The organism is Bacteroides nordii (assembly GCF_019930665.1).
Lineage (GTDB): Bacteria > Bacteroidota > Bacteroidia > Bacteroidales > Bacteroidaceae > Bacteroides > Bacteroides nordii.
In genome coordinates this window covers 1,016,627-1,043,207 of record NZ_CP082886.1, presented here as the reverse complement: position 1 = coordinate 1,043,207, position 26,581 = coordinate 1,016,627, and the positions used below count along the sequence as shown (strand labels likewise).

15 protein-coding genes and 1 tRNA gene are annotated in these 26,581 nt (G+C 42.8%); 7 read left to right on the top strand and 9 right to left on the bottom strand.

Features of this window, described 5'->3' with window-relative positions; genetic code table 11:
* Positions 1-24: 24 nt before the first annotated feature.
* The 4 genes from K8P02_RS03935 to K8P02_RS03920 all read right to left on the bottom strand — a co-directional run bounded on the left by K8P02_RS03935 (position 25) and on the right by K8P02_RS03920 (position 9,031).
* Complete coding sequence (locus K8P02_RS03935) at positions 25-1,632, bottom strand: RagB/SusD family nutrient uptake outer membrane protein (RefSeq protein WP_223382033.1); 1,608 nt, start codon at positions 1,630-1,632, stop codon at positions 25-27.
* An 18-nt stretch (positions 1,633-1,650) separates the two neighbouring features.
* Positions 1,651-4,776, bottom strand: coding sequence for a SusC/RagA family TonB-linked outer membrane protein (locus K8P02_RS03930; RefSeq protein ID WP_007484776.1), 3,126 nt, complete (start codon positions 4,774-4,776; stop codon positions 1,651-1,653).
* Between the two features lie 80 nt (positions 4,777-4,856).
* Complete coding sequence (locus K8P02_RS03925; RefSeq protein WP_007484775.1) at positions 4,857-6,245, bottom strand: DUF6383 domain-containing protein; 1,389 nt, start codon at positions 6,243-6,245, stop codon at positions 4,857-4,859.
* A gap of 59 nt (positions 6,246-6,304) precedes the next feature.
* Complete coding sequence (locus K8P02_RS03920; protein WP_157457822.1) at positions 6,305-9,031, bottom strand: DUF6383 domain-containing protein; 2,727 nt, start codon at positions 9,029-9,031, stop codon at positions 6,305-6,307.
* A 199-nt stretch (positions 9,032-9,230) separates the two neighbouring features.
* Here K8P02_RS03920 and K8P02_RS03915 point away from each other — a divergent pair, with 199 nt between their 5' ends.
* A complete protein-coding gene (locus K8P02_RS03915) occupies positions 9,231-13,364 on the top strand; it encodes a hybrid sensor histidine kinase/response regulator transcription factor (protein WP_223382031.1) in 4,134 nt (1,377 codons plus the stop codon).
* Positions 13,365-13,441: 77 nt separating this feature from the next.
* Positions 13,442-15,385 (top strand): glycoside hydrolase, encoded by a 1,944-nt coding sequence (locus tag K8P02_RS03910; RefSeq protein ID WP_007484772.1) that lies wholly within the window; start codon positions 13,442-13,444, stop codon positions 15,383-15,385.
* A 158-nt stretch (positions 15,386-15,543) separates the two neighbouring features.
* Here K8P02_RS03910 and K8P02_RS03905 read toward each other — a convergent pair.
* Positions 15,544-15,628: transfer RNA gene (locus K8P02_RS03905), tRNA-Ser, on the bottom strand.
* Positions 15,629-15,916: 288 nt separating this feature from the next.
* On the opposite strand from K8P02_RS03905, the gene pflB reads away from it, so the two are divergent.
* The 3 genes from pflB to pflA are packed head-to-tail and all read left to right on the top strand — an operon-like array spanning position 15,917 to position 19,296.
* Positions 15,917-18,145: a formate C-acetyltransferase gene (gene pflB, locus K8P02_RS03900; protein ID WP_025866904.1), complete on the top strand. Its 2,229-nt coding sequence runs from the start codon at positions 15,917-15,919 to the stop codon at positions 18,143-18,145.
* 30 nt (positions 18,146-18,175) lie between these two features.
* Positions 18,176-18,535, top strand: coding sequence for a four helix bundle protein (locus tag K8P02_RS03895; protein WP_025866905.1), 360 nt, complete (start codon positions 18,176-18,178; stop codon positions 18,533-18,535).
* Between the two features lie 2 nt (positions 18,536-18,537).
* Positions 18,538-19,296, top strand: a complete 759-nt coding sequence (gene pflA / locus K8P02_RS03890; protein WP_044158064.1) for a pyruvate formate-lyase-activating protein — start codon at positions 18,538-18,540, stop codon at positions 19,294-19,296.
* A 96-nt stretch (positions 19,297-19,392) separates the two neighbouring features.
* Here pflA and K8P02_RS03885 read toward each other — a convergent pair whose 3' ends face one another.
* Both K8P02_RS03885 and K8P02_RS03880 read right to left on the bottom strand, forming a co-directional pair.
* Positions 19,393-20,640, bottom strand: coding sequence for a porin family protein (locus K8P02_RS03885; protein ID WP_223382381.1), 1,248 nt, complete (start codon positions 20,638-20,640; stop codon positions 19,393-19,395).
* A gap of 11 nt (positions 20,641-20,651) precedes the next feature.
* Positions 20,652-21,203: an RNA polymerase sigma factor gene (locus K8P02_RS03880; protein WP_002561884.1), complete on the bottom strand. Its 552-nt coding sequence runs from the start codon at positions 21,201-21,203 to the stop codon at positions 20,652-20,654.
* Between the two features lie 218 nt (positions 21,204-21,421).
* Here K8P02_RS03880 and K8P02_RS03875 point away from each other — a divergent pair, with 218 nt between their 5' ends.
* A complete protein-coding gene (locus tag K8P02_RS03875) occupies positions 21,422-22,177 on the top strand; it encodes a NigD1/NigD2 family lipoprotein (RefSeq protein WP_025866907.1) in 756 nt (251 codons plus the stop codon).
* A gap of 419 nt (positions 22,178-22,596) precedes the next feature.
* On the opposite strand, the gene K8P02_RS03870 is transcribed toward K8P02_RS03875, so the two are convergent.
* Entirely contained in the window at positions 22,597-23,523 is a 927-nt protein-coding gene (locus tag K8P02_RS03870; RefSeq protein WP_223382029.1) for a hydrogen peroxide-inducible genes activator, read from the bottom strand.
* A gap of 134 nt (positions 23,524-23,657) precedes the next feature.
* Here K8P02_RS03870 and K8P02_RS03865 point away from each other — a divergent pair, with 134 nt between their 5' ends.
* The gene (locus K8P02_RS03865; RefSeq protein WP_025866908.1) at positions 23,658-24,134 is read left to right on the top strand and encodes a Dps family protein; all 477 of its coding nucleotides are present in this window, start codon (positions 23,658-23,660) and stop codon (positions 24,132-24,134) included.
* A gap of 159 nt (positions 24,135-24,293) precedes the next feature.
* On the opposite strand, the gene K8P02_RS03860 is transcribed toward K8P02_RS03865, so the two are convergent.
* Positions 24,294-26,360 (bottom strand): glycoside hydrolase family 20 protein, encoded by a 2,067-nt coding sequence (locus K8P02_RS03860; protein WP_223382027.1) that lies wholly within the window; start codon positions 26,358-26,360, stop codon positions 24,294-24,296.
* Positions 26,361-26,581: the final 221 nt, after the last annotated feature.

Sequence of the window (26,581 nt, the reverse complement as noted above, 5' to 3'; positions counted from 1 at the left end):
AGTCATTCCCACTCCGTTATTCAGTTAATAATTATTCTGGGTTAACGCTCCATTTGCTTTATCAATCTCTCCTTGCGGAATTGGCAACAGTTCATGTTTACCTTCTATGAAATAACGGCCTTTGTCTTCCTCATATTTAGTAATCGCATGATTGTTGTAATAGGCAGTCATAACCTTGCCCAACCTTTGCTGCTGAACAAGATCGTCACGCCGGAAACCTTCCAAAGCCAATTCCACACGGCGTTCGTGCCAGATTGCTTTCTTAAGTTCCTCTTTGTCCCTGGTAGTAACCGCAGGTAATGTTGCTGCTGATACCACAGGCTTATCCACTTGTTTGATCTTCCGTTTCGGATCTGTCACACTGGATATCCTGGCTCGGTCACGTACCTCATTCAAATAGATCAGGGCTTTATCCGGCTTATTGTTCTCATTTAGCGCTTCGGCATACATCAATAAGATATCGGCATAGCGTAGGAAATGATGAGTTATCTTGCCGTCGGCTACTGAGATAAACACCTCAGCGCCCTGATATTCGGAGCGAGGGGCATAGTGTTTCCTGTCCCACATACCGGCAGGATAGCGACTATTTTTCACAGGGTTTCCAGCATCAAACTCGTCTCCCGTACGGACAAAGGTCCAGACGATACGCGGATCATTCTTTTCAAACTCAGCATACAGATCGGCTGTAGGCATATGAAAGCTATAGCCGTCATCCGTCGAATTAAGATACCATTGCAGTGCACACCCTGTCGCTTTCGTCCAATCGCCTCCTGTTTGTTTGTATTGCACCTCAAAGATAGATTCAACACTATTGCTGTTGTAGTTTAGCCACATCTCGGCAAAGTCGGGACAAAGCTTGTATTCATCCTTTTGTTCTCCGGTAACCAATACACCTAAAGCTTTTTCCGAGTCTTCGAAATCACGCATGAACCAGTAAACTTTCCCTAATAAAGCCCAAGCGGCTCCACTCGTAATCCTTCCGGTTTCAGCAATATCCAGCTCACTGCGTTTGGGCAGTTGAGTCGCATCTTTCAGGTCAGAGATAATCTGTGCATACACTTCTGCTTTAGGAGAACGTGACTTATAAATATCGGAAACTGATTCTGCATGGACAAACAAAGGCACATCTCCATACACAGTAATCAACTGATAATAACACCATGCCCTTAACCATTTGGCTTCATTCTCATAACGAGTTAGTAGGGCCAGATCCGTTTCACTCAATTGGTTATTGTTTCTGAAAATCTCTCCGTTATCAAGTAAAAGGTTTACCTGATAGATTAATCGATAATGGTGCTTCCAAAAAGAAGCAACTTCCGAATTTGTCGTATTGATGTTACATGTTGACAGTTCGTACCATTCGGCCCTGTCTGAAACACCACTGCCTCCCTTTTCGCAATCATCGGTTCCGATACTCTTCACGCACATATAATGCCAGGTAAATTCTTCCCATCTGACCTTAGTAAAGTAATAACACATATTCAGTGCCTGACTGAACTGGTCCAGATTCTTATAAAAATCTTTATCCTCCTGTTGTCCGTATATGGTCACATCCAGGTCGCTTTCATTACAGGAAGAAGTGCTTACAAGCAATGCCAGCAAAAGGACCAAGGCTGATAATTTATGTCTCATAATATATTTTGTATTAATTTAAAACTGAACACTTACCCCCAATGTATACTTACGAGTATTCGGATAATTCAACGAAGCTATCCCCAGATCAAGAGGAGCAGAATTTGATGTTTCAGGATCCATAAACTCATATCCCGAAATAGTAAACAGGTTTTCACCACTCAGGTAGATCCTTACTGATGAAAGTACGTTGGTTTTCACTAACCACTTCGATGGTAATGTATACCCGACCTGCATTGTCTTCACCTTCAGGAAGCTACCATTTGTGACCCACCAGGAAGAAAAACGGTAATTCTCATTTGTATTATTCATTGAAATGCGTGGCATATCTGTCTTATCTCCCGGGTTTCTCCATGCTTCTTCATAAGCTTTTACAGGGAGGTTCACCGTATTCATAGTTTGATACAACTCCCGGGGGCCAGCAACAATATCACACCCTCCTATCCCTTGCAGGAATAGGGAGAAGTCAAAACCTTTGAAGGACATATTGATATTACCGCCATAAATGATTTTAGGGTTCGGATTACCGATATAAGTCCTGTCTTCAGCATCCAATTTATCGTTACCATCGACATTCTTAAACCGGATATCACCAGGTTTGGCATTCGGTTGCAAAACAGTTCCGTTGCTTCCTACATGGGACTGTACCTCCTCAGAAGTCTGGAAGATACCATCATAAACATATCCATAGAATTGCCCGAACGGTTTCCCGATCTCATTCTTAGACTTCGAACCCCAGATAGGATTTCCATCCGAAGTACCCACAGCAGTCAGTTTGTTCTTATTGAAAGTCATATTGGCACCAACCGAGAAGAAGAAATCCTCCATTGAGTGCTTATAGATAGCTTGCAACTCAAAACCCCGGTTTTCAACACTTCCTGCGTTCGACCATGGAGTAGACACATATCCGCCCATATCCGGTAAAGGAACTTGCATTAACATGTCTTTCGTCTTCCGGATATAATAATCCGCACTCAAGGTTAAGCTTTGTTGGAATAATCCAAAATCAAAACCAATATTAGTCTGCTCACTTGTTTCCCATTTTAAATCTTTATTCCCATTCGAAAGGACACCATATCCCTGTGCCCAGGTATCATTAAACGAATACTTCCATTCCAGATATGTACCTACAAGATTCGCATAGGCATTGGCCGGGATACGCTGGTTGCCATTCTGCCCCCATCCCACACGTAGCTTACCAGAGGACAAAACATTCTCAATGCCCAGATTCCGGAAAAACTTTTCATTCGTAAACTTCCATCCCACTGAGAAAGAAGGGAATGTCCCCCATCGATTCCCCCGTGCAAATTTAGAGGACCCATCTATACGGCCATTTATAGTAAGCAGATACCGGTCGTCATAGTTGTAATTGATTCTTCCCAGGTATGAGATCAGGTATTCTTCCCAGCGGGTGCCTCCAACATTCTTGTTTTCGGTTGTTGCATCCAGCACATGAAAGTTAAGAATGTTATCAGGAACATTATATCCTTCCCCCATCATGCTTCGCCCTTCTCTTGATTCGTAGGTCATACCCACCGTTACGGCCAGATCATGTTTTCCAAAAGTATTGGCATAGCGCAAGGTGTTCTGGATACTGTAATTAAAGTTCCAGTTACTTTCGTTCGTTACTTTATTAGATGCACGGAAATCACTTTCTTTGTTGCCCGTACGCAGGTCAAAGTCAGAAGGAGTCATCCGGTAAGTCGGATTAAAATCGTCCAGATTGTAAGAAAGTCGTTCAAAACCGATCAATGACTTAAAATACAAACCTTTTAAACCCAGGTTGATATCCGCATAGAATGTACCGTCTACATTAAAATTACAGTGTTCTTTAAAGTTCTCATTCAAACGCTGAACCGGGTTGTTATAATAGCTATACTGGGTAGGCATATATTTATTGAACTCATAGTTAGGGCTTGACGGATCGACACGGGGGTCTATAACCGGCGTGAACGGATCGGGCAACAAGATCTCCTGAACACCAAGATTCAAGTCTTTTGTCTTTGTTTTTGCCATTCCCAGAGTATTCCCGATCGTAATATAATTGTTTATCTTATATTCATTATTGGAGCGTAAAGTCAACCGGTTATGACTTGTTGAGTTAATGACTCCGGTCTCATCATAGTAACCTATACTAAGGTAAGATTTCAATTTTTCGGAACCTCCTCTCACAGATACATTGTGGTTTTGGTAAAAACCGGTGCGGGTACATTCGTCCCACCAATTGGTATCATATACATTTTCTTTGGAATCCGGGTTTAGCAGGTCAAGCTCATACAGGAATTTATAATCCCGCGGCAGCTTCTTACCGTCATTCGCATAGAGTTGTCCGAGAAAATCATACAACTGGTCACTGTTCATCATATCAATGGTTTTCCCCATCTGAGACCAACCTACCGAGCTGTCTAATGTCACAATTGTCTTCCCCGTTTCTCCTTTTTTAGTGGTAATAAGCACCACTCCGTTTGCCCCTCTTGAACCATAAATAGCACAAGCAGAAGCATCCTTCAATATCTCGATATTCTCAATATCCCCCGTTGGGATATTATTTACCTGGGATTCTTCTATAGGCTGTCCGTCAACCACATACAAGGGTGTGTTATCAGTGGAAATAGAACCATATCCCCTCACACGGATCGTTGCTCCCGCCCCTGGCTGTCCGGATGGAGAAGTAATATATACACCAGCCGACTTTCCCTGAAGAGCCTGTGTCACATTAACGGCCGCCGATTTAGCAAGATCGGAACCTGATACCGAGGATAAAGAACCTGTCAGGTCACTTTTCCGCTGTACTCCATATCCTACGACTACAACTTCGTCAAACACCTGAATATCCGTCTCCATCAACACAGTCATAAACCCTTGTCCCTTAAAAACAATTTCAGTTTTCTTGTAGCCGATATAACTAAAGACCAATACATTTCCCGGAACGGCATTGAGTGAGAATTTCCCACCAAGATCTGTTATCGCACCTGTCTTTGAGTTTTTCACCTGAACGGTAACCCCTATCAGAGGCTCTTTATTTTCATCTGTCACCAAACCAGATACAAGAGTTTGTCCTTGTGCTATAACCGGAATATTCGCAAACAGAAGAAAGATAACAAATAATAGATTAATACTACTTTTTACGCATTTACTCTTCATTATTGTAGGATGTTATATTAAAAAAAAACAGGTAATAAAGCGGCAGCCAGCAGACCACCGCTTGTATAAAAGGGCTAATTTTAATAATTTACGAGAACTTTCTGTGATAAATCGCCCACTTTAACAATAAAAATTCCCCTGTTTACAGGAACTTCCGCGATATCGCCGAATTGTTCAAACGAATAGATGCATTTTCCATCTGTCGAGAATACTTGCAGCAGTTTACCTGCAACACCGGACACAATCATATTTCCACCGTTTACAGTAATATGGAACGATGCTTTATCTTTAGTAACATACTCGATCGATGTTTCAGTTTCACCCTTATTTATTTCGGGCGTAGCACTTGCACTCATACGGATATTATCAATATAAGTCACTTCAGCCACCGTCGTTCCCAAGGTTTCAAACTGACGGTTTGGAGAAAAATAAAGTTTTTCCGCAATCTTCCCGATATCACCTGTCAAGTCAAAGACCATATCAACCCATTCTCCGGCAGTTTCCAACGTAGCTTCCTGGTCTGTCACCCCTTCTATTTTCACTACAGATGGCCCGACTGCTTCACGGTAAACCATCACATGCAGATAAGGCATCTCAGCACTAATCTTTAATTGATCCGAAGGCAAAGCAACGTAAGTACCGAACCAATCGCCATTTCCCCAGCCCCATTCGTCTTCCGGGTTGGAAGAATCCAATGGTGCATGAGTTATTTTAAGTACATTTTCACTCTTATTCATCCCGTATTTATGTGCATTAGCTACGACAACAGATGAAGAGTTAAGATTTTCACCTCCTAAAGATATGACTTCTTTAGCACTTTCAAAATCAAAATTGAAATCCGATACAGAGATAGGCTCTACATAAGCTCCTTCGGGTTTCTGATAAGAATAAGCCGTTCCGCCAGTGTAGAAGATCTCAACCCGGCGAATAGATATTACCCAATTTGTTTCACCTCCGAGTAATGTCAACTTCACATCACCAACATTAGCAGGAAGGGCACCCTGGATATACAGGTCTTTCCAATAACCATTCTCACCTTTGTCCGAATCATAGATAAAGTCAAGATTAAAATCTTCCAGCTTTGTCCAGCTCTTACCTTCATTTGTAGAATACTCCAAACGGAACATCTTAGCCAAAGATTCTTTAGTAGGCATATCTTTCCAGAGAAGGTTTATACGTAAACCCGTAAAAGTCTTTCCATCCAAAATAGCAGGACCGTCATAATTACTGTACCAGATACTTACATCTTCATTATCTGTTGCCCGATAGGCATAAGTAGCATCGCCGAAACGATCTTTGTCAACATCCCCTTCAGGAGCCTTTAGGTGAAAATCTTCGAATTGGATACTCCCATTGATCATCGCGTCAACACTTGTTGTCGCTTCCGTCATTTCATCCACATACGTCTGGGCCGATAAGCTCATTGTTAATGCCATAAAGGCCGCAATCATGTAAAATTTCATTTTCATACTAATTATAATTTAAAGATTTAAAAATTAACGAACAAAACAGGTATATTGAAATACACTCATAGTCTTATTTTCACCCGCAATTCTTCACAAGCCACAATATAAAATCCCTCCGAAAGAGAAATAGAAGCTATCCTACCGGCTATTCTTCCGGCATATACGCTCATACCGTCAAGGGTATAAACAACCGCATTTTTACCTTCGGCACCCTCAATAATAATCTTACCGACAGAGGCATATATTTTTACATTGCTTCTACCAAAAGTACGAACAGAGGTAGCACCTTGATCTTTCTCGCTTAACCTGAAGTTATCATAATAGCTGTACTCAAACGCACCCGGGATATTTTCAAAAGTGGGATTCGGCTTGATCCGGATAGATTTTATTGCCTTCCCCGCATGAGCCGTCAGGTCGACCGAATGGTTTTCCCAGACTCTACGCTCAGCCATATTCAAATTCTCTTTTTCAATTGTTCCGTCACTAAAGACCACCTCCAGTTCAAAAGCAACGGCATCCGTAGGACGCATTACCTGAAAATTCAGAAAGGGACGACCTGCTATTATTTTAAAGTAGCGGAAAGGAGTCACAGATGCAGTCATATCTTTTCCTTCGTTTCCTGTAAAAGCACCGTATGCCTGTGCAACCACACAACATCTACTACTCATATTCTCATCGTTTTTCCGTGGATTGTCTACAGTCCTAACCTCACAATTATCATTTCCCATTTCGAGTGCATAACTATAATTTTCCTTGTCGGTTTCAAAAGTGATGTAAGTGTCCAGCGTCTCTTCCGAATCATCATATGAAGGGATCACCTCACTCGGAGCAAGGACATTTGTGGCATCGGCCGACAGTTTAAAATCATCGAAATAGGTATACTCGGCTGAACCGGCATTTTCACTGGTAAATCTACGGTTCGGATAAAAAAGGATATTCTTAATCTTCCGTCCGGTAAAGCCACTCAGATCGAGGTTTCCGCCCAACCAACTCCTCGCCCGCTCTATTTCGACGTAATAGCATATTTGCTCATCAGTATCCAGGGTAAAGACAATCCCCACCTGTGTAGCATAATCGGTACGTAAAACATGGTAACTGAAATAAGGAGCTGCGGAAGTAATATTGATTTCATTGTCCGGGGTAAAGCAGGCAGCAAACAAATTATTATCCAAACTACCGGTATTGTCGGCCACATGTTTGATTTCCAACACCCTTTCACTGGTATTTGGCTCCCGCTTGCGTGGATTATCTGCACATACTGCCTTCGAATCACGACTCCCGCTTACCGGAACAACTGAATAATTTATCTCCCGATCATTTTCAAAGTCAACATTAAGCAGGTCTGTATCCGGCTTTGAAACTTCGTTTAAGGGCGAAAGAGTGGAAAGGATGACAGCTCCGTCAGCAGGTATTTTCACCGAAAATCCGCCGGCAGGATTATCAACAGTAACTTTCTGATAGGGTAAAGATAAATCCCGGCCATTACCCTGAGTTGTTTCACTATACGTATAAATATAGAATTGAGTGGTTGTGTTTACTTCCGGCATTTTCAGTATAACCCTATTCGAATAAATATCTCTGTTTACAAGCGCAAACGACCAGTCTGTTGCTTCTCCCTCCTTTATCATCGCACCTGAGACTTTTACTTTTCGGTTCTCAGGTTGAGACATTTCAAGTATAGTTGCTTCACGCGGAAAACTCCGGCATAGTAAAGACCAGGTGTAGTACCAGGGACGAAGCTTTATTCCTCCGTTCTTCCCTGAAATATTCCACATACCGGGATCCTTGCCCTGATCAAACCCGTCGAGCCCCCATGCCAAAACAGAAGACACTCCCGAACGAAGGCTTTGAATGGCATAATCCACCATCAGTGTCCCGTAATGATAATCATAAACGGTAAGTAGAGCTCCTGCCTGATTCGGGTAATCGATCCACGAAACATTGGTTGCTGCCCCCTCTGTAACCAGGACAGGCTTCCCGCTATCATCCTGTTTTTTGATTAGCCCCAGCATATTAACAAAGTGGTTGTAAATACCGTTTTCCAGAAAAGCGGGTAATTCACCACTCGTATATGCATGGAAGTCGTAGGTCCCTAATTGGTCCTTATTATCACGGGCTGTGTATTCCACCCACTCATCCCAAGAATCCGAACCGCACAAGATCGTATCCGGCAAGCCCATCTGCTGGCATTTAGCATATAGTTTTTTGATGCAAGTGCTCCAGGACTGCCAGGTATAGTTGACTCCCTTCGGTTCGTTACACGGAGTGAAAGCCCGCATATTAGTATATCCTTTAGTCACATAAAAATGATAAATGACATCGGCCAGCATCTGCACACAATCATCGGAAGCAAGGTATTCGGATGAAGTCTGATTGGAATTTTGGGAAACTCCCCACAGCCCACCAAGTACAAATACATCCATTTCTTTATATAAATCATAGCTTTTATAGACATCCTGCATCTCAGGAGAATCCCAATCATACACTCCGGTGACCCCGGAAGGATTAAACCACCTGCGATAAAGAGGTGCTCTCACAAATCCGGGACGTATAGCCCGGATACGTTCTTCTGTGACCTGCCAGTGTCCACCATCCCAGGGAGTAAGATCACTACCATCCGGTTTACGATCTAATAAATATTGGTTATATCCAAATCCCCACCATGGATTATCTTTAGATGCTACGACTTCAGTAACCATCTGGGCATTCAGATTCCCTCCCATCGAAAAAAAGAAGGAAAAAAGAACTAAATAAAAGGCTTTAAGTTTTTCTAATTGTGAGTTTCTCATATACAACATATTTTGAAAGCAAAATTACAGCATGGGATTTCTATCGGAGTCTATTCTCATCCCAGATAGGTATTAATCTATAGCAGATATACCTCAACGTGCCTAATGAAACCTTTTTGATACAAAATAATACCGGCCTGACAGATAGGGAAAATCTTATTTAATTTTATCTTTGTCCTGGCATAAATATCTTATTATCATGAAAAGACACATTGTACTACTTACCCTCTTCATAACAGTATCAAATCTTTTTCTTTCAAAGGGAAATACAATCAGATTTAAACAGAATGCCGACGGCCTGTCTAATAGTTCCGTGACATATATCTTCCAGGATTCAAAAGAGAGAATGTGGTTTGGCACGTATGATGGCCTGAACATGTATAACGGACAAAATTTCACCATCTGGCGTCCCATCTTCAACGATTCCACAAGCATAAGCCACCACATCATCCGAAACATTGCCGAAGACAGGTCGGGGCAGATATGGATCAGTACAGACCAGGGAGTAAACAGGCTTGATGTAGACAAGAATGAATATAAACGTTTCTTTCAGGACTCACATAAACAGACACAGTATCCGTTTATAGCTATCGATAAGGATGGCAGAATCTTTTTTAGCTTCTTTGAGGGAGGTCTTTTTTATTATGATATCCAGACAAAAGAGTTCAAGCCTCTGATAATACCCGACGTTAATACCAGCTATATCCATAACCTATTTGCTGACGTGTACGGAAATCTTTGGATACATACCTCCGAAGGCTGTTTGTACAGGTTAAAATTTAGTGCTGAAGAAGAAACCAGGTACGTTCCGGCGGAAGTGGTTCAGGTATTCAACGGCATACAGCCCTCAACTCTTTTCAATCAGACTTTCTATTATTATAAAGACAACTTTATCTGGTATTTCGATAACACAAACAGCCTGATCCGTTATGATATAGCTTTGAACAAATCTGTCAGTATCTATAATATCAATAGCCTGATTAAAAGTCATGGCAATGTCTCTTGCATGTCAGTCAAAGACAATAAGGTGGATATTGCCTTTTCCGGTTCCGGCATTCTCCACCTGACCTTAGCAGTCACCAACGTGGTCGACTCCGAATGGATGTTTACCGAGTTCCTGGCAAATTACCTCTTCCATGGCACGCAAAATATCTACTGGATAGGGACTGACAGCAGCGGACTGATTATGCTCTATACACAGGGACATAAATTCACAAACATATTGAATTCGTCCATCCCTCACTTTACAAATAAAGCTATCCGTACTATTTGTACCGACCAAAACGGGAATTTATTGGTCGGTACAAAGGGCGACGGACTTTATGTATTCCGCAATTTCAATAAAGACAAAACCCCTGCCTATACTTCCATAGAAAAGATAGGTGCTGCCCAAGGGTTCCCGGAAACCAAGATATATTCTTTATTTAAGCACTCGGACGGTTCCATCTTGGTAGGTACGGAAGGAAGCGGATTGTATGTTTTAACGCCGGATCTGAAAAGGACCCAGCATCTTATTCCAAATCACTATACGCATAATGAAACAGATAGGATGGAAGCGATCTACTGCATCGCCCCTTCTGAAGACGGGTCATTCTGGTTGGGCACTTCTTATTTTGGACTTATCAACCTGAACATCCGAAAGAAAAATGACCTGTGGGAGATATGTGACTTTAAACAATACCTGAAAGGAAAAAACAACTCCATAAGCCACAACACGGTATATGCCATAGCCGAAGAAAACGACTCGATCCTCTGGGTAGGAACAAGGGGCGGAGGGCTAAACCGTTTCAATAAGAAGACCGGGGAATTTCAGGCTTTCAAAGAAGATCCGCGCAATAAGGCGTCATTAAGCAGTAACGATATCCTCAGTCTTTACATGACTTCCCAGAAAACCTTGTGGATCGGAACAAGTGTGGGACTGAACAAGCTAAAAAGTTATGCTAACCACAAAGCTCAGTTTTCCATTTATACCCAACAAAATGGTTTACCAAATAATACGATACATGGTATCCTATGCGATAAAAACGAGAACTTATGGCTGAGCACCGGTGCCGGACTGTGCCGGTTCGATTCCCAGCAGGAAACTTTCAGTATCTTCAACAGGGGTAGCGGTTTGCTGAACGAAGAATTCTCCGACAATGCTTTTTTCAATGACACACAGGATAACCTACTCTATTTCGGAGGGATTGATGGTTTCATTTCTTTCAATCCGGAAGATATCAAAAGTAAGAACTATACCCCCAAAGTTATTCTCAGCCGGTTGAAGATCAACAACAAACCCACCCCTTTTACAGAAGTCTATGATCGTGAAGCCTCAACTCCGACCATTGTCTTAAACCACAATCAAAATTTCTTTGATATATCTTTCGTTGCTATTGACTACATTAATAGTTCGAACATAAACTACAAATACTTCCTTGAGAATTTCAGCAACGAATGGGTAGATAACAAGAAAAACAGTACGGCTATCTTCACGAATGTACCGCCGGGAAAATATATGCTAAATGTAAAATGTAGCAACGACAACTCGATCTACAGTGATGATGTGCTCACGCTTACGATTATTATTAAGTCTCCCTGGTGGCAGACTACCCCTGCATACCTGTTATATGCCATACTAAGCCTGGCTATTTGTTTCGTTATTTTCAAAATTATCAGAAACCGGATGAGATTGAAAAATGAAGTCTGGAAAGAAAAGCTCAATAGGGAAAAAGAAGAAGAAATACATCAATCGAAATTAAGGTTCTTCACTAACATCGCTCATGAGTTCAGCAACTCACTGGCGTTAATATACGGTCCGTGTGAGCGCCTGTTGGAGGTATGCGGCAACAATCTTTATGAAAAGAAATACCTGAATACCATTATTTCAAATGCTGAACGGATGAACAACCTCATTAAGGAGCTCGTTGAGTTTCGCAAGACCGAAACCGGTTACTTCTCCATCAACAGGCAGTATATAGATATTGAGGAACTTGTGCAACTGACGGATAACTTTTCGGAAATGGCCGAACACAAGGGCTGCACGTTTACCGTATCTACCTCGCTGGAAGCAGAAACTTGTTTCACCGACAAAAATTGCATCGAGAAGGTCATGTTCAACCTCATCTCGAACGCATTCAAATATACCCCGGACGGAGGTAGAATAGAGGTACAGATAAACACAACTTCCAGTGAACTTGTCATCCGCGTATCCAATGAGGGCAAAGGGATTAAACAGGAAGAAATACCTTTTATATTCGACCGTTTCAGAATCCTGGATAACTATGAAAAGAGGGCATCGGAAGGTAACGTTTCCCGACATGGAATCGGACTGGCAATCTGTTACAACGTCGTACAATTGCTCAATGGGCAGATTGCTGTCGAAAGCAATGAAAACGAATGGACTACTTTCGCGGTTTCTTTTCCACTGACAGAAAACGAACCGACTGCGGAAACCGAATTACCTTTAAAGGTAGAACTGCGACCGGATAAAGATAGCGAGACAAAGGTCGTAAGAAAACCCATACGGATAGAAGCCCTTACTGTAGATGCCAATAAACAAACCATCCTGATCCTGGATGATGAAACAGGAATTATTGAGTTATTAACCGATACGCTTCATGCTCATTATAACATTCTTTCTGCGCAGAATGGTGTCGAAGGCCTCGAAATCATAAAACAAAAACTACCGGATGCCATCATCTGCGATGTGAAGATGCCTGAGATGGATGGCTACACCTTTATTCATAAGGTGCGGCAAAACAGTATCATCTGCCACATCCCTATTATCCTATTATCATCAAAGATCACAACTGAAGAACAGATACAGGGCCTGGAATATGGTGCGGACATGTATATAACCAAGCCGTTCAGTACCCGACATATCCTTACTTCCGTGCAAAGGTTACTTGAAAACCGGGATAAGTACAAAGAATATCTTAACTCCCCCATTCAGATGACCACCTATTATGAGGGAAAAGCAATAAGCACAGACGACAAAGAATTCCTCGAAAAGCTGAAAGTAGTCATAGAAGCAAACTTAAGTAATGAAGCATTGAGCCCTGAATTTATATATACCCAACTGGGGCTTTCACGCATGCAGCTTTACAGAAAAACGAAAGAAATCCTACAGGTGGCCCCCAGTGATTACATCCGTTCGATACGAATTAGCCATGCAGCCAAGCTACTCACTACGACAACGATGTCCGCCCAGGAGATCATGTTTGACTCAGGCTTTAGCAACAAGGCAACTTTTTACCGGGAGTTCGGACGCATCTATCATTGCACTCCGATTGAATTCAGAAACCGGACAGCTCTCAAATCAGGACATAATAACCAGGAAAGTACAGAATGAAACCTTTTTGATACGCTACACAACCTCAGACACAAGCCGGAAACATAGTTTTGTACAAAAAACTAAAATCGAAGATTATGTTTCAGTTTAACTCTACCTTTAAAAAGATATTAACATCTACTGTTTTATCGTTGTGTGCTTTCACCCTTTATGCCCAAAAAGAGCAAGAAGTGAAGATTACGGTAGACACCGACTTTGTAATTGAAGACAATTATTTTGGCGGTGCGGTACAATGGGAGCCCAACGACCGGGACACCTTACCCGAATGGAAGTGGCAACGCCTGCTTAACCGGGTAAGGGAGTTGAAATTGGGTTACATCCGTTGCTGTATCCGTTCCGAGTGGTATTGCCTGGATGAGAAAGGTGACACTCCTACCTACATTTGGGATCAAGATGCCCCCGCAAAAGCGAATTATTCTTTTGCCCTGTCGCGAATGAACGACCTTTACCGTATTCTCGATTTCTGCCAGGCTGAAAAAATTGATGTCATGCTGGGCGAATGGCAGTTCAAACAATACAACCTCGAATCCAGTGTCAGAAATATAGGAGCCAGTCTTAAGCATCTTTATTACGACAAAAAATATACCTGCATAAAGAACTATAACTGGGGAAATGAAGTGAACCTTAACAATATTCCCTTTCAGACATGGAGCCATGGAATCAAAGCTCTCAAAGATGAAATCAGGGAAATAGGGCTGAATGGCAAAATAACAATTGTCGGTCCGGATGCCGGTTATTGGAGCGACCTGTGGTTCAGCCAGACACTGGAACACAACCTCGGCGACATAAATACACTCGACTATCACTGGTATATCGACAACGCCTGGCTCCTTAAAAATACGGTAGAAGATGAAATGCGTTTAATGGAATTTTTCACTTCCCTGAAGAGAAAAGAAATGCCTTTGGTTTTCGGAGAAGTAGGGATAAGAGACGGACATGACGAACGGTTCGACCAGCAAACCCGTTGCCATGAATATTGGTATGGAGTCAGCATGGCAAATGTCGTGATAGAATCCATGCGTGCCGGATGGTCAGCCATCACCGCCTGGGATATGGATGATGCAATGCACTTTTCAAATCCGGAAAAAAAGGTCCTTAAGATATGGGGATTCTGGAATTCCCTGGGTACTGAAATGGGAGATCCGCAACAAGAAAAGATCCGCCCGTGGTTTTATGCCTGGGCCATCCTCTCAAGGAACTTCCCGAAAGGCTCCAAAATACTCTACACCTCACCTACTCTTAAAATCGGCTTGAATTCGGTTGCTGCTATAACGAAAGAGGGAGATCTATCAATGGCTATCGTAAATACCTCAGATGACAGCAAAAATGTAATAATAGAAATTCCGAACATACAGGAAGAAATAACGCTGAACCAATACATCTATACTGAAAACAATATCCCGGTAGAGAGGAATAATGCTCCGCGTTTATTCAAAGCCCTGAAAAATAAGCAGCCTAAAAACGGCATTGAAGTGGAAGCCCCGGCAAACAGTCTGATCATGCTGACAACGATCGGAACAGAGAAAGAATTCGTCTTTAGCCCCGACACTGTTCTTTTCACAGACCCGATGACAGGCATACAACGCATGTTCCATCACTCCAGTAACTTAGGATTCAACGGATTCTGCACGCATCCAAACGAAAGGTTCGAAGACCGTTCATTCAATTTTCACAATTTCGATGGAAATCATTGTACATTGCACCGCTCGACAGACAAGGAAAAAGCTGAGATTGTTTATAAATGGGATAACTGGAGCGATTTCAGTGTAACAGGATATGGACGGAAAGGCGTAGAAGGAAAGTTCGCTTTCTACGGCTCATCCGACAATGTGGTATGGAACAAATTAGATGTATGCAATACACCTGAAATATCGACAACCGGCATGTTCTTCAAAGCGGTTTTCTCTCCCGTCATCGGAAATAAAAGCTATAATTACCTGAAGATTGAATTCATGCCGGTCATGACGGCTATTGATTCCCGCATCACCGAAGTCAAAATCAGTAAGCAGCCACTTAAGTAATTATCGGGCTATCTGCTTAGCCATGAGATAAGCAATTTTACTCCGGCGGTAAAAGCATACAAAAACTTACAGATTCTTTATTGGATTGTATGAGATTTTGTATATAATAAATAATCCTTTGTAAACACCTGATTTACAAAGGATTATTTTTAATTTTGCGGAGAGACAGGGATTCGAACCCCGGGTACCTCGCAGTACAACGGTTTTCAAGACCGCCGCAATCGACCACTCTGCCACCTCTCCAAAATATCCTTTTTATTCCGCTACTATGGCTTACATTATCAGCCTACCAAGACTCGTATAAAGGTGCTTGTTGTTAAAAGCGGTGCAAAGATACAAAGAGATTTTAAACCTCCAAACGATTTTATAAAAAAAAGAATAAGTCTTTTTATTTTCTCTCCTTATTTATAGGTATTTTATGCTATTAAACACAAAATAGAGGATATTTATACTTATAATATGAAAAAATGCTTGTAACTTTGCGTGCTCTAAAGAAGAATGGATAACCCAACCACTAACTAATATTTAAGTATGGAATTGAATAAAACCTTTAATGACGGACTTTGGAGCAAAGAAATCAACGTAAGAGATTTCGTCAGTAATAACATTACTCCTTATTATGGAGATGCATCCTTCCTGCAAGGACCTACAGAACGTACAAAGGCAGTGTGGAACTGTTGCCTCAAAGCACTTGAAGAAGAAAGAGCCAACAATGGTGTGCGCTCTCTTGACTACCAGACCGTTTCAACCATCTCCTCTCATAAAGCCGGATACATTGATAAAGAAAACGAGCTTATCGTCGGATTACAGACAGATGAACTGTTGAGACGCGCCATCAAGCCGTTCGGTGGTATCAATGTAGTAGCAAAAGCCTGCCATGAGAATGGTGTAGAGGTAGACGAACGCGTAAAAGATATATTTACCCATTATCGCAAGACTCACAACGACGGAGTATTTGATGTATATACCGAAGAGATCCGTTCATTCCGTTCATTGGGATTCCTTACCGGACTTCCCGATAATTATGCCCGTGGACGTATCATTGGTGACTATCGTCGTCTGGCTCTTTACGGCATCGACCGTCTGATTAAAGCCAAGCTTGAAGATCTGGAAGGATTGACCGGTCCCATGACCGAAGCACGTATCCGGCTTCGCGAAGAGGTGGCAGAACAGATCAAGGCATTGAAGGAAATGAAAACGATGGGTGAATACTACGGACTGGACCTCAGCCGCCCGGCATACAACGCACAGGAAGCTGTTCAGTGGGTATATATGGCTTATTTAGCTGCTGTAAAAGAGCAAGATGGAGCTGCGATGTCACTGGGTAACGTATCGTCTTTCCTTGATATTTATATTGAATACGATCTGGCTCATGGCAATATCAACGAGACATTTGCACAGGAACTGATTGACCAGTTTGTTATCAAACTGCGTATGGTACGCCACTTGCGCATGCAATCTTATAACGATATCTTTGCCGGAGACCCAACCTGGGTGACCGAGTCTATCGGTGGACGTTTCAACGACGGACGTACAAAGGTGACTAAGACTTCTTTCCGTTTCTTGCAAACACTATACAACCTGGGAGCATCTCCGGAACCTAATATGACTGTATTGTGGAGCCCCGATCTACCGGAAGGTTTCAAGGAGTTCTGTGCTAAAGTTTCTATCGACACCTCTTCTGTACAGTATGAAAATGATGACCTGATGCGTGAAGTACGCCAGTCGGATGACTATGGTATTGCCTGCTGTGTATCTTATCAGGAGATAGGAAAGCAGATACAATTCTTCGGTGCACGCGCCAACCTGGCAAAGGCTCTGTTGCTTGCTATTAATGGCGGACGTTGCGAAAACACAGGTACTGTTATGGTGAAAGACATCCCGGTGCTGACAAGTGATGTACTGAAGTTCGAAGAAGTAATGGCCAACTACAAAAAGGTACTGACTGAAATAGCCCGCGTGTACAATGATGCAATGAATATCATTCACTACATGCACGATAAGTATTACTACGAGAAGGCACAGATGGCACTTATTGATACCAATCCCCGTATCAATCTGGCATATGGCGTAGCCGGACTTTCTATTGCAATCGACTCTCTGTCTGCCATTAAACATGCAACGGTAAAAGCCCGCCGAAATGACATCGGCCTGACAGAAGGTTTTGATATCAACGGCGAATTCCCTTGCTTCGGTAATGACAACGATAAAGTAGACCACTTGGGTGTAGACCTCGTTTACTACTTTAGCGAAGAGCTGAAAAAGCTGCCGGTTTACAAGAATGCCCGTCCTACCCTTTCATTGCTGACAATCACTTCCAATGTGATGTATGGTAAAAAGACAGGTGCCACTCCGGACGGACGTGCCAAAGGTATTGCTTTTGCCCCAGGAGCCAACCCGATGCACGGACGCGACAAGAATGGTGCTATCGCCTCCCTCAGTTCTGTTGCAAAGTTACGCTACCGTGACTCGCAGGATGGTATCAGTAATACATTCTCCATCGTACCAAAATCACTCGGAGCTTCTGCCGAAGATCGTATAGAGAACCTGATAACAATGATGGATGGCTACTTCACCAAAGGTGCACACCACCTGAATGTCAATGTGTTGAACCGCGAAATGCTTGAAGATGCCATGGAACATCCGGAGAAATATCCGCAACTGACTATTCGTGTATCAGGTTATGCCGTGAACTTCATCAAGCTGAGCCGCGAACATCAACTGGAGGTTTTGAGCCGTTCGTTCCACGAACGTTTTTAACTGACAGTGGACAATTGACAATTGACAGTTATGGGACAAGGTATTATTGGGGACAGGTCTTACAGTTTTGCACTTCGAATCATTAAATTATATAAGTATTTATATAATGATAAAAAGGAATATACATTATCTAAACAAATATTGCGAAGTGGTACGGCGATAGGAGCACTATGTCGTGAAACAGAACATGCTCAAAGCAAAGCTGATTTTTTAAATAAGATGAATATAGCTCTGAAAGAAGCCAATGAAACAGAATATTGGCTTATGCTTTTAAGAGACAGCGAATTCATCACTAATTGCTCCTTTACTTCGATCCATGAAGATTGTAGTGAAATCATAAAATTATTAATCAGTATTGTAAGAACCACTAAAACATCACTCAATAAATAACTATGAATTTTCAATTTTCAACTTTCAATTTTCAATTAATCAAAGTTCATTCTTATGAAAGTATGGGAACATTCGACGGGCCGGGTCTACGGCTCGTTGTTTTTCTTCAAGGCTGTAATTTCCGTTGTCTTTATTGTGCCAATCCGGATACAATTACTGTAAAAGGCGGAACAGCCACCGATCCGGAAGAAATTGTCCGCATGGCTATCAATCAGAAACCTTTTTTCGGAAAACGTGGAGGGATTACTTTTTCCGGAGGTGAACCAACGCTACAAGCAGAAGCGCTGTTACCCCTGTTTCGCCGATTGAAAGAAGAAGGTATCCATATCTGTCTTGACAGCAACGGTGGATTATGGAACGAACATGTAGAGAAACTTTTGAAACTGACAGACCTCGTTTTGCTGGATATTAAAGAATTCAATCTGCCACATCACCAAAAGCTTACCGGACGGAGTAACGAACAAACGCTACACACAGCTGCCTGGCTGGAAGAGCGTAAACGTCCCTTCTGGCTACGCTATGTATTGGTGCCGGGATACAGCGATTTTGAAGAAGATATCCGTGCAATGGGACAACAACTGGGTAGTTACCAGATGATCCAAAAAGTAGAAATACTCCCCTATCACACATTAGGCGTACACAAATATGAGGCAATGAAACAAGAGTATCTGCTAAAAGGAATAAAAGAAAATACACCGGAACAAATCGAACAGGCTGCCAACCTGTTCAAAGAATACTTCAAAACAGTACAAATAAATTAAGTGCTTCCCGCACAGGGAGGTGCGCCAAGCGGTGTAATTCACAAAAAACGGAGACTTCTAAAAAGCCTCCGTTTTATTTTATATTTAATGCATTTTTTAATAGGTGAAGCGAATACCTGCCTGTATATTGAAGTTACACGGTGTTTCTTTACGAATGGTTTGCACATTGGAACCATCATCGAAGAAATATGCCACTCCGGGTTCCACGTAAATACCCACATGCTTTGTCGCATTGAATTGTGCGCCCACTGCACCGGCTACCGAAAGCTGCACCGGCTTCACTGTTTGCTTTTCACTCCCTAATTTCCCATATACACACTTCTCTATCATACCGCCGGCAGCCACATACAATGTGAAACGGTCCTTATCGAAGAAGTTCCAGTTAGCCCGGACAGGAATACCTATATAATGTAGTTTCTGATCGATCATGGCATTACCGCCACTCATCTCGACATCCGAAGAAAGTAGTGTATACGTCAATCCGGTTTCCACCGAAAAACCTTTTGCCAACCCCTTACGTACCGACAAGCCAAAAGAGATAGGCTGATGATGTTTGATGTCCACAATTTCATCCATACGTTTCAGGTAAGGTACCCCTTCTTTGAATACCACCATTTGATTGTCGGGGATGCGAATAATCTCTCCCTCGGCGGCATTGGATACCAGGTTGAGCCGTTGTTCATTAGGTATACCACCACCCGCCAGATCATTGCCTGTAAGGGAAACTCCTCCTGCGTTGCCTACCGCTGCACCAAGTGACCAACGTCCTTTTTTAGATTCCGGTTTTTCCACCGGAATATGCAGTTTATCCTGCCCGGATCTTTTATGTGATCTCACCACAGGTGATTCTTCTTTCGCTACTACCGGTTCTTTTTCAATTTCCTCTTTCTCGTTGGCTATCTGCTGCACAGTCTCCTTTCCACCGGCTATTTCACGAACAGCCTCAACAGGTACCGAGGGTTCAGTTCCCTGTCTCTCCGTTATTTTCTTCGCTTGTGCAACTATCGGACGGATAGTACGTGCCGGCTCTACTTTCGCCACTTGTACATGGGGCGCATCTGTTTGAGGCAATATATCCGGATCAGCAGCCAACATCGGGGCAGCTGTACGACGAATCTCTTCAGCGGTAGGAGTATTCAGGAAGTAGATGCCCAAGGATGTAACAGCCACCAGCAATACTGCCGCTGCTGTTGCCACCCATTTGCGATAAGGATACAGTATCCGCTTTTCAACAGGCGGCACCAATTCCTTCTCCAGTTGTTCCCAACCGGAAGCGGGCATAGGCTCGGAGTAGTCCTGCAACTTCTCCTTCAGCTTGTCCATCCACATTTCTTTATCTTTCATCTTCTCATTTTTCATCTGTCATTCACCATTAACCATTCTTTCACTCTCCTGGCCAATACACTCTTTGCACGAAACAACTGCGAAGCCGAGGACTTTTCATTTATACCCAGTAACCGGGCAATCTCTTTATGCGACTTATCTTCAAACGTGTATAAGTTGAACACGGTACGATAACCTGCGGGTAACTCTTCAATAAACTGCATCAGTACTTTTTGCGGTATAGCCTCCACTGCCGCAATATCCGGCTCTTCATAAGTTTCGGGGGCTTCATCAAGCGCCATTGCCTGATTCATCACATCATTTTTACGCAAATACTGTAATGCCACATTTACCATCACACGCTCCATCCATGCTCTGAGAGAACCTTCGCCCCGCCAGGTGAACTTATCAAAAGAAGCAAAGATTTTCAGGAAACCGTCATGTACCAGGTCTTGTGCTGTGTCCCTGTCTCCGGCATACCGGAGACAGATGCCAAGCATCCTCCCTGAATACTGCTCATAAAGTTCTTTGCGGGCACGGTTGTTTCCCTGCCTGCATAGCTCTGTCAGCTCCTGTTCTTCCATTCTCTTTAACACGTGTTTATCTTATAAATGCAGCAAAGATAGAAATACTGCATAGAGAGAACAAGTCTTTTATTGCTTTTATTTCTTTAACAGTCTGTCGTGCAATATTCTTTTATATCCTGCATTTTTCATACAGTATGCTTCCCACACGAGGAAGTATGTCGGGCGATGATAGCCATTAATTAAGTGTAACTGTAAAAAGAAAACCAAACAAACTTATGAAGAAATTAAATTTTATTGCAGCAACAATGATTCTGGTCCTTATTCCTTTCCTCCAGTCATGTCTGGACGATGACGGACCAAGCTATTCTGATTTGACCATTGCCACCCTCAAAGCCACTGATGACGACAATTATTATTTTGGTCTGGATAGTGGCAAAAAGATGTATCCGGGTGATGACTCTGCAGTTCGTAACTATCCGATTGTAGATGGGAAGCGTGTATTTGTATGGTTTCATCAGCTCGAAGAGCAAATTCCGGGATATGATTATAACATTCAAGTAGTACAAATGGACTCTATCCTGACCAAAGGTATCATCCCGCTTACAGAGGCTACAGCAGATAGCATCGGTGATAATAAGATAAACGTCACTTACCATTGGATTGCACAAGGATATCTTACGATGGAATTCCAGTATTACGGTACACGGAACCCTAACAAGAAACACATGCTCAATCTGGTTCACAACGAAGATACGGAACTTGTGGACGAAGAAGGTTACATCAATTTAGAATTCCGCCACAACGCATTTGATGATAACGGCGGTAGCTTGGGTGAAGGTATCGTCTCCTTCAACCTCGATAAAGTGGCCGAAGAAATGAAGATAGCCAAAGGACTGAAAGTCCGTGTAAAAACGATATACGACAATATACAATTTATAAAGATGGATTTCAAAGAATCCAAAAGCAGCAGTCAAATACCTACTGCACAACAACTAAATATATCTGCATACACGGCTAAAACGAACTACTAATTCTGATATAATAAAATGTGATGAACGATGACAAACTTCCCATGATTGTCATCGTTCTTTTTTTATCTTATCATTTGGACTAAAGCTATTCAGTTTTGTACTAAGTGCTGTCTGCCATTACCATCTATCTCTTTCTCCGGTATCGATAAAGCTCTATCTCGTAGAGTAACGTATGAAGCCTCGGTGTGTAACGCTGTTTTAGATGTACATGTAAAGCAGTACGACATGTGCATGTAGGACAGTACGACATGTACATCTTATGCAGCTTTACATGTACATGTAAAACAAGACTGTGCACCGGGGAAAAGAGCGTTCCTTTCTGAGAAGGACAAAATACAACACCGGATAAGGGTAATGATGCCGTTTATATAGGTACTTCCGTTTAGTTACACCGCCCACGGTCAATTGTCCACTGTCCATTAAACCAAGCACTGCACAGCCTGTAAACTAAGCATCTCCTTGGGTACAGCTGCACGTATCTCATCTTTCAGTACAGAAAGTAAACTACCACGGATAAAGTCTTTATTGGTGGTCAGCACAATGGGTCTTGTAGGGCGGGGAATGGCAAACGGACGTACCAACTCTTTTTGTTCATTAGAGAGTTGAGACACTGCCAGCTCCGGAACGAATGTAATTCCTTTCCCGCTCTCTACCATACGCATAAATGTCTCCATACTTCCCAGGTGATATGCCATCTGATGGAGTTTCACAGCTTCCATCTGGCAGAAACGCACCAACTGATCGCGGAAGCAGTGCCCTTCATCAAGCAACCATAACCGTTCTCCCGTAATATCGGATGTACGAATCACATCATGCTTAAACAACGGCTCCTTACGAGATACATATCCATAGAACTGTTCATAGAAAAGAATCTCTTCTGACAACGCAGCATCTTCGAGCAGACTTGCTAAAATAGCAGCATCAATTTCTCCGTCGCGTAATGCCTGGCGGATATCTTTTGTTTTCATCTCTGTCACCCGTACATCCAGTTCCGGATACTTTTCCATCAGCTGCGGAAAAAAGCGTGGCAACAGATAAGGGGCGATCGTAGGTAATACCGCCAAACGGAAAGTACCGGACAGCGAACGTTTCTCTTCACTGATAATCTCTTTTACCTGTGAAGCCTGGGCAAGTACGGCACGGGCCTGAGCAATTACCTTCTCTCCCACCCGCGTGGGGCATACCGGCTGCATTGCACGGTCGAAGAGCTTAACTCCTAACTCATCCTCGAGTTTCTGAATCATGGCACTCAAAGTAGGTTGCGTCACCCGGCAATATTCTGCCGCCTTGGCAAAATGCCGGAACTGATCTACAGCAAGTATATACTCTAACTGTTGTATTGTCATCTATCAAAGTTTTATAGGTTATAGATTCTGTCTATGCAAAGATAGAAATTATCAGTTTGACACGTATACATTTTCGCCCTATCTTTGCAATACGAAAAAGAAAAATAGTATAAACAAATTAAATAAAACAAGTTATGAAAACATTAGATTACATCAAGTTAAACGAATCGGGAGTGAACAATGTAGTAGCATCTTTGCAACAATTATTAGCAGATTTCCAGGTATATTACACCAACCTTCGCGGCTTCCACTGGAACATTAAAGGACATGATTTCTTTGTACTCCACAGCAAGTTCGAAGATCTCTATAACGATGCAGCCGAGAAAGTTGACGAAATAGCCGAACGTATCCTGATGCTGGGTGGAACTCCCGCCAATAAATTCAGTGATTACCTCAAGATGTCCAACATCAACGAAGTAGACCGGGTGAGTAATGGTGAGAAAGCTTTAGAGAATATTCTGGAGACTTACAGCCATCTGATCGGCGAAGAACGCAAACTGTTGTCCATCGCTTCACAAGCCGGTGACGAAGTAACAGTAGCTTTGATGAGCGATTACCTGAAAGAACAAGAGAAAATGGTTTGGATGCTGACAGCTTATAACAACAAGTAAGTCCCCCACAGCAAGTTTTGATTCCTTTTTTTAAAACAAAACTGTTTCTAAATCGAGAGAGCCACAATTTACGGTTATTGTGGCTCTTTTTATTGTATGACAACAAGGTAATGCATCAAATTATCCTATTGTTTGTCAAATACATACATTCAGTCATCCCTATTTAATCACAATCTCATCTGTGAAAAGCCATCCTCCTTCTATCCCATTGGATAAAGCCTGGTAGCGAACGTAACGGGCTGATGCTTTTCCTTCCCATCGGTAAGTCCGGAAAACCAATCGGTCTTCAGTAGTAGGAACATCGGTAAATAAACGCTGCACTTCTGTAAACGTCTTTCCGTCTTCTGATGTAGAAATTATCACCTCACGCGGCAACCATACATAAGGGCCGGACAGTTGCATAAACTCGGCAGCTACCGAAGTAATTTCCGTCACCTTCTCCAGATCAATCGTAACATCCATATCTGTATTCAGGAATCCCTGCCAGCGCTTATCTCCATACGTCCATCCGCCGCGAACCCCGTCTACCAATGCCGAGTCACCTCCGGCTGTATATTGAGGTGCATACGGAGTTGTGTAATGAATCGGTTTCATCAGCCCTAAGTGTTCAATGCGTATGGCTGCCTGCGGACGCTCTCCTACTTCTTTACTCAGATCGAAAGGATGATATCCGTGAGCCTGCAACCAGTTAACCTCTTTCAGGGCAGACTGCCGGAAGTGTTCCCAATTTTTCTGTTCCGGCTGTGTCCATGCTACTTCTGCCAATGCCAACAAGCGGGGATAAATCATATATTCCATATGTTCGGGAGTAGATATATATTCTGCCCATACGTTTGCCTGTACCCCCTTTATGTAAGCGGCCTCCTGCTTGGTCAGTGCTTTAGGTACAGGATTGTAAGAGTATACCTTCTCCAAAGTCAGGTAACCCCCGATAGCTTCGGGCTGACTGGTAGGGTCATCCTGATAAGCGTCCAGATAGCAAAACTCTCCCGGAGTCATTATCACATCGTGCGCTGCCCGGGCAGCAGTAATTCCTCCCCCTTCTCCGCGCCATGACATCACAGTGGCACGGGGAGCCAGTCCACCTTCCAGGATTTCATCCCATCCCAATAACTGACGGTTGTGGTCATTGAGGAATTTCTCCATTCGATGAATGAGATAGCTTTGCAGTTCTTTCACATCAGACAATCCCTCCGCCTTCATTCTCTTCTGGCACAAAGGACACTTTTTCCAGCTTTCCATGTTCGCCTCATCACCGCCCACATGAATATATTCAGAAGGGAAGATATCCATCACCTCCGACAATACATTTTTCAGAAAAGTAAAGGTATCTTCATTGCCGATACAGAATTCCGAATTTACATAGGGCTTGCCGGAACAAGACAACTGAGGAAAAACGGCTAACACTTCTTCCGAGTGCCCCGGCATTTCTATCTCGGGAATAACGGTGATATGACGTTGCCGCGCATATTCCACAATCTCCCGTGCATCATCCTGTGTATAATATCCTCCGTCTGCGCCCGGAGTGTCTTTTGTACAATACTTACGGCCCCCCTTCCACCATGCTTTCCAGTTAGGATAAGGACGATAAGCTGCCTGCTCCGTCAGTTCCGGATAACGTTTTATTTCCAGACGCCAGCCAGCACCATCTGTCAGATGCCAATGAAAGGTGTTCAGCTTATAGCGTGCCATGGCATCCAACTGTTTCTTTATAAATTCTTTGGTTCGGAAATGGCGGGATACATCCTGGTGCAAACCTCTGTAAGCAAAACGAGGAGCATCTTTGATATCAACCAATGGCAAGGTATAGGTACCGTCTGTATCAGCATCTGCCAATTGCAGCAATGTTTGAAAACCATAAAACAGCCCGGCACCGGAAGGAGCAGACACCACAATACCTTTTGAAGTTATTTCTAACTGATAGCTCTCTGCCGAATCATGTTCGTTGCCGGGAGCAATTATCACAAACTGAACAGCTGCCTTTTCGCGCTCTTCTGTACCCAATTGTAAACCCAAAGGAGAAGCCTGCACATATTCTGCAAACTCTTTTCCCTCTGTCTCCGGCAGATTAGAAGTAAACGTAGCTTGTTTTTGTAACCGGTAAGTTCCGGAAGAAGTTTCAACCGATTGTGGTTGCGGTATGATCCGTATCTCAACATCCTTCTGCTGACATCCTGCCATCCCAAGACACATAAACAATAAACATGAAACAAATCCTTTTTTCATACTATCAAATATAATAAATAAATACTCGTACTAATCATGTGAATGTATTTCACCACAGAGTACACAGGGCACCGAGTTTCGCAAAGAAAAATTAATCTAAAATAAAGAACTACAGCTTTTAATCTACGATCATCCGCGTTTCATCAGAAATTTAAAACTCAGTGTTCTCTGTGTCCTCTGTGGTGCCCCTCGGTTCGTACTAATAATACAATTGAGAAAGC

Coding starts and splice junctions, on each gene's coding strand:
- K8P02_RS03935 (WP_223382033.1), bottom strand. CDS start 1,632: ATGAGACATAAATTATCAGCCTTGGTCCTTTTGCTGGCATTGCTTGTA.
- K8P02_RS03930 (WP_007484776.1), bottom strand. CDS start 4,776: ATGAAGAGTAAATGCGTAAAAAGTAGTATTAATCTATTATTTGTTATC.
- K8P02_RS03925 (WP_007484775.1), bottom strand. CDS start 6,245: ATGAAAATGAAATTTTACATGATTGCGGCCTTTATGGCATTAACAATG.
- K8P02_RS03920 (WP_157457822.1), bottom strand. CDS start 9,031: ATGAGAAACTCACAATTAGAAAAACTTAAAGCCTTTTATTTAGTTCTT.
- K8P02_RS03915 (WP_223382031.1), top strand. CDS start 9,231: ATGAAAAGACACATTGTACTACTTACCCTCTTCATAACAGTATCAAAT.
- K8P02_RS03910 (WP_007484772.1), top strand. CDS start 13,442: ATGTTTCAGTTTAACTCTACCTTTAAAAAGATATTAACATCTACTGTT.
- pflB (WP_025866904.1), top strand. CDS start 15,917: ATGGAATTGAATAAAACCTTTAATGACGGACTTTGGAGCAAAGAAATC.
- K8P02_RS03895 (WP_025866905.1), top strand. CDS start 18,176: ATGGGACAAGGTATTATTGGGGACAGGTCTTACAGTTTTGCACTTCGA.
- pflA (WP_044158064.1), top strand. CDS start 18,538: ATGAATTTTCAATTTTCAACTTTCAATTTTCAATTAATCAAAGTTCAT.
- K8P02_RS03885 (WP_223382381.1), bottom strand. CDS start 20,640: ATGAAAGATAAAGAAATGTGGATGGACAAGCTGAAGGAGAAGTTGCAG.
- K8P02_RS03880 (WP_002561884.1), bottom strand. CDS start 21,203: ATGGAAGAACAGGAGCTGACAGAGCTATGCAGGCAGGGAAACAACCGT.
- K8P02_RS03875 (WP_025866907.1), top strand. CDS start 21,422: ATGAAGAAATTAAATTTTATTGCAGCAACAATGATTCTGGTCCTTATT.
- K8P02_RS03870 (WP_223382029.1), bottom strand. CDS start 23,523: ATGACAATACAACAGTTAGAGTATATACTTGCTGTAGATCAGTTCCGG.
- K8P02_RS03865 (WP_025866908.1), top strand. CDS start 23,658: ATGAAAACATTAGATTACATCAAGTTAAACGAATCGGGAGTGAACAAT.
- K8P02_RS03860 (WP_223382027.1), bottom strand. CDS start 26,360: ATGAAAAAAGGATTTGTTTCATGTTTATTGTTTATGTGTCTTGGGATG.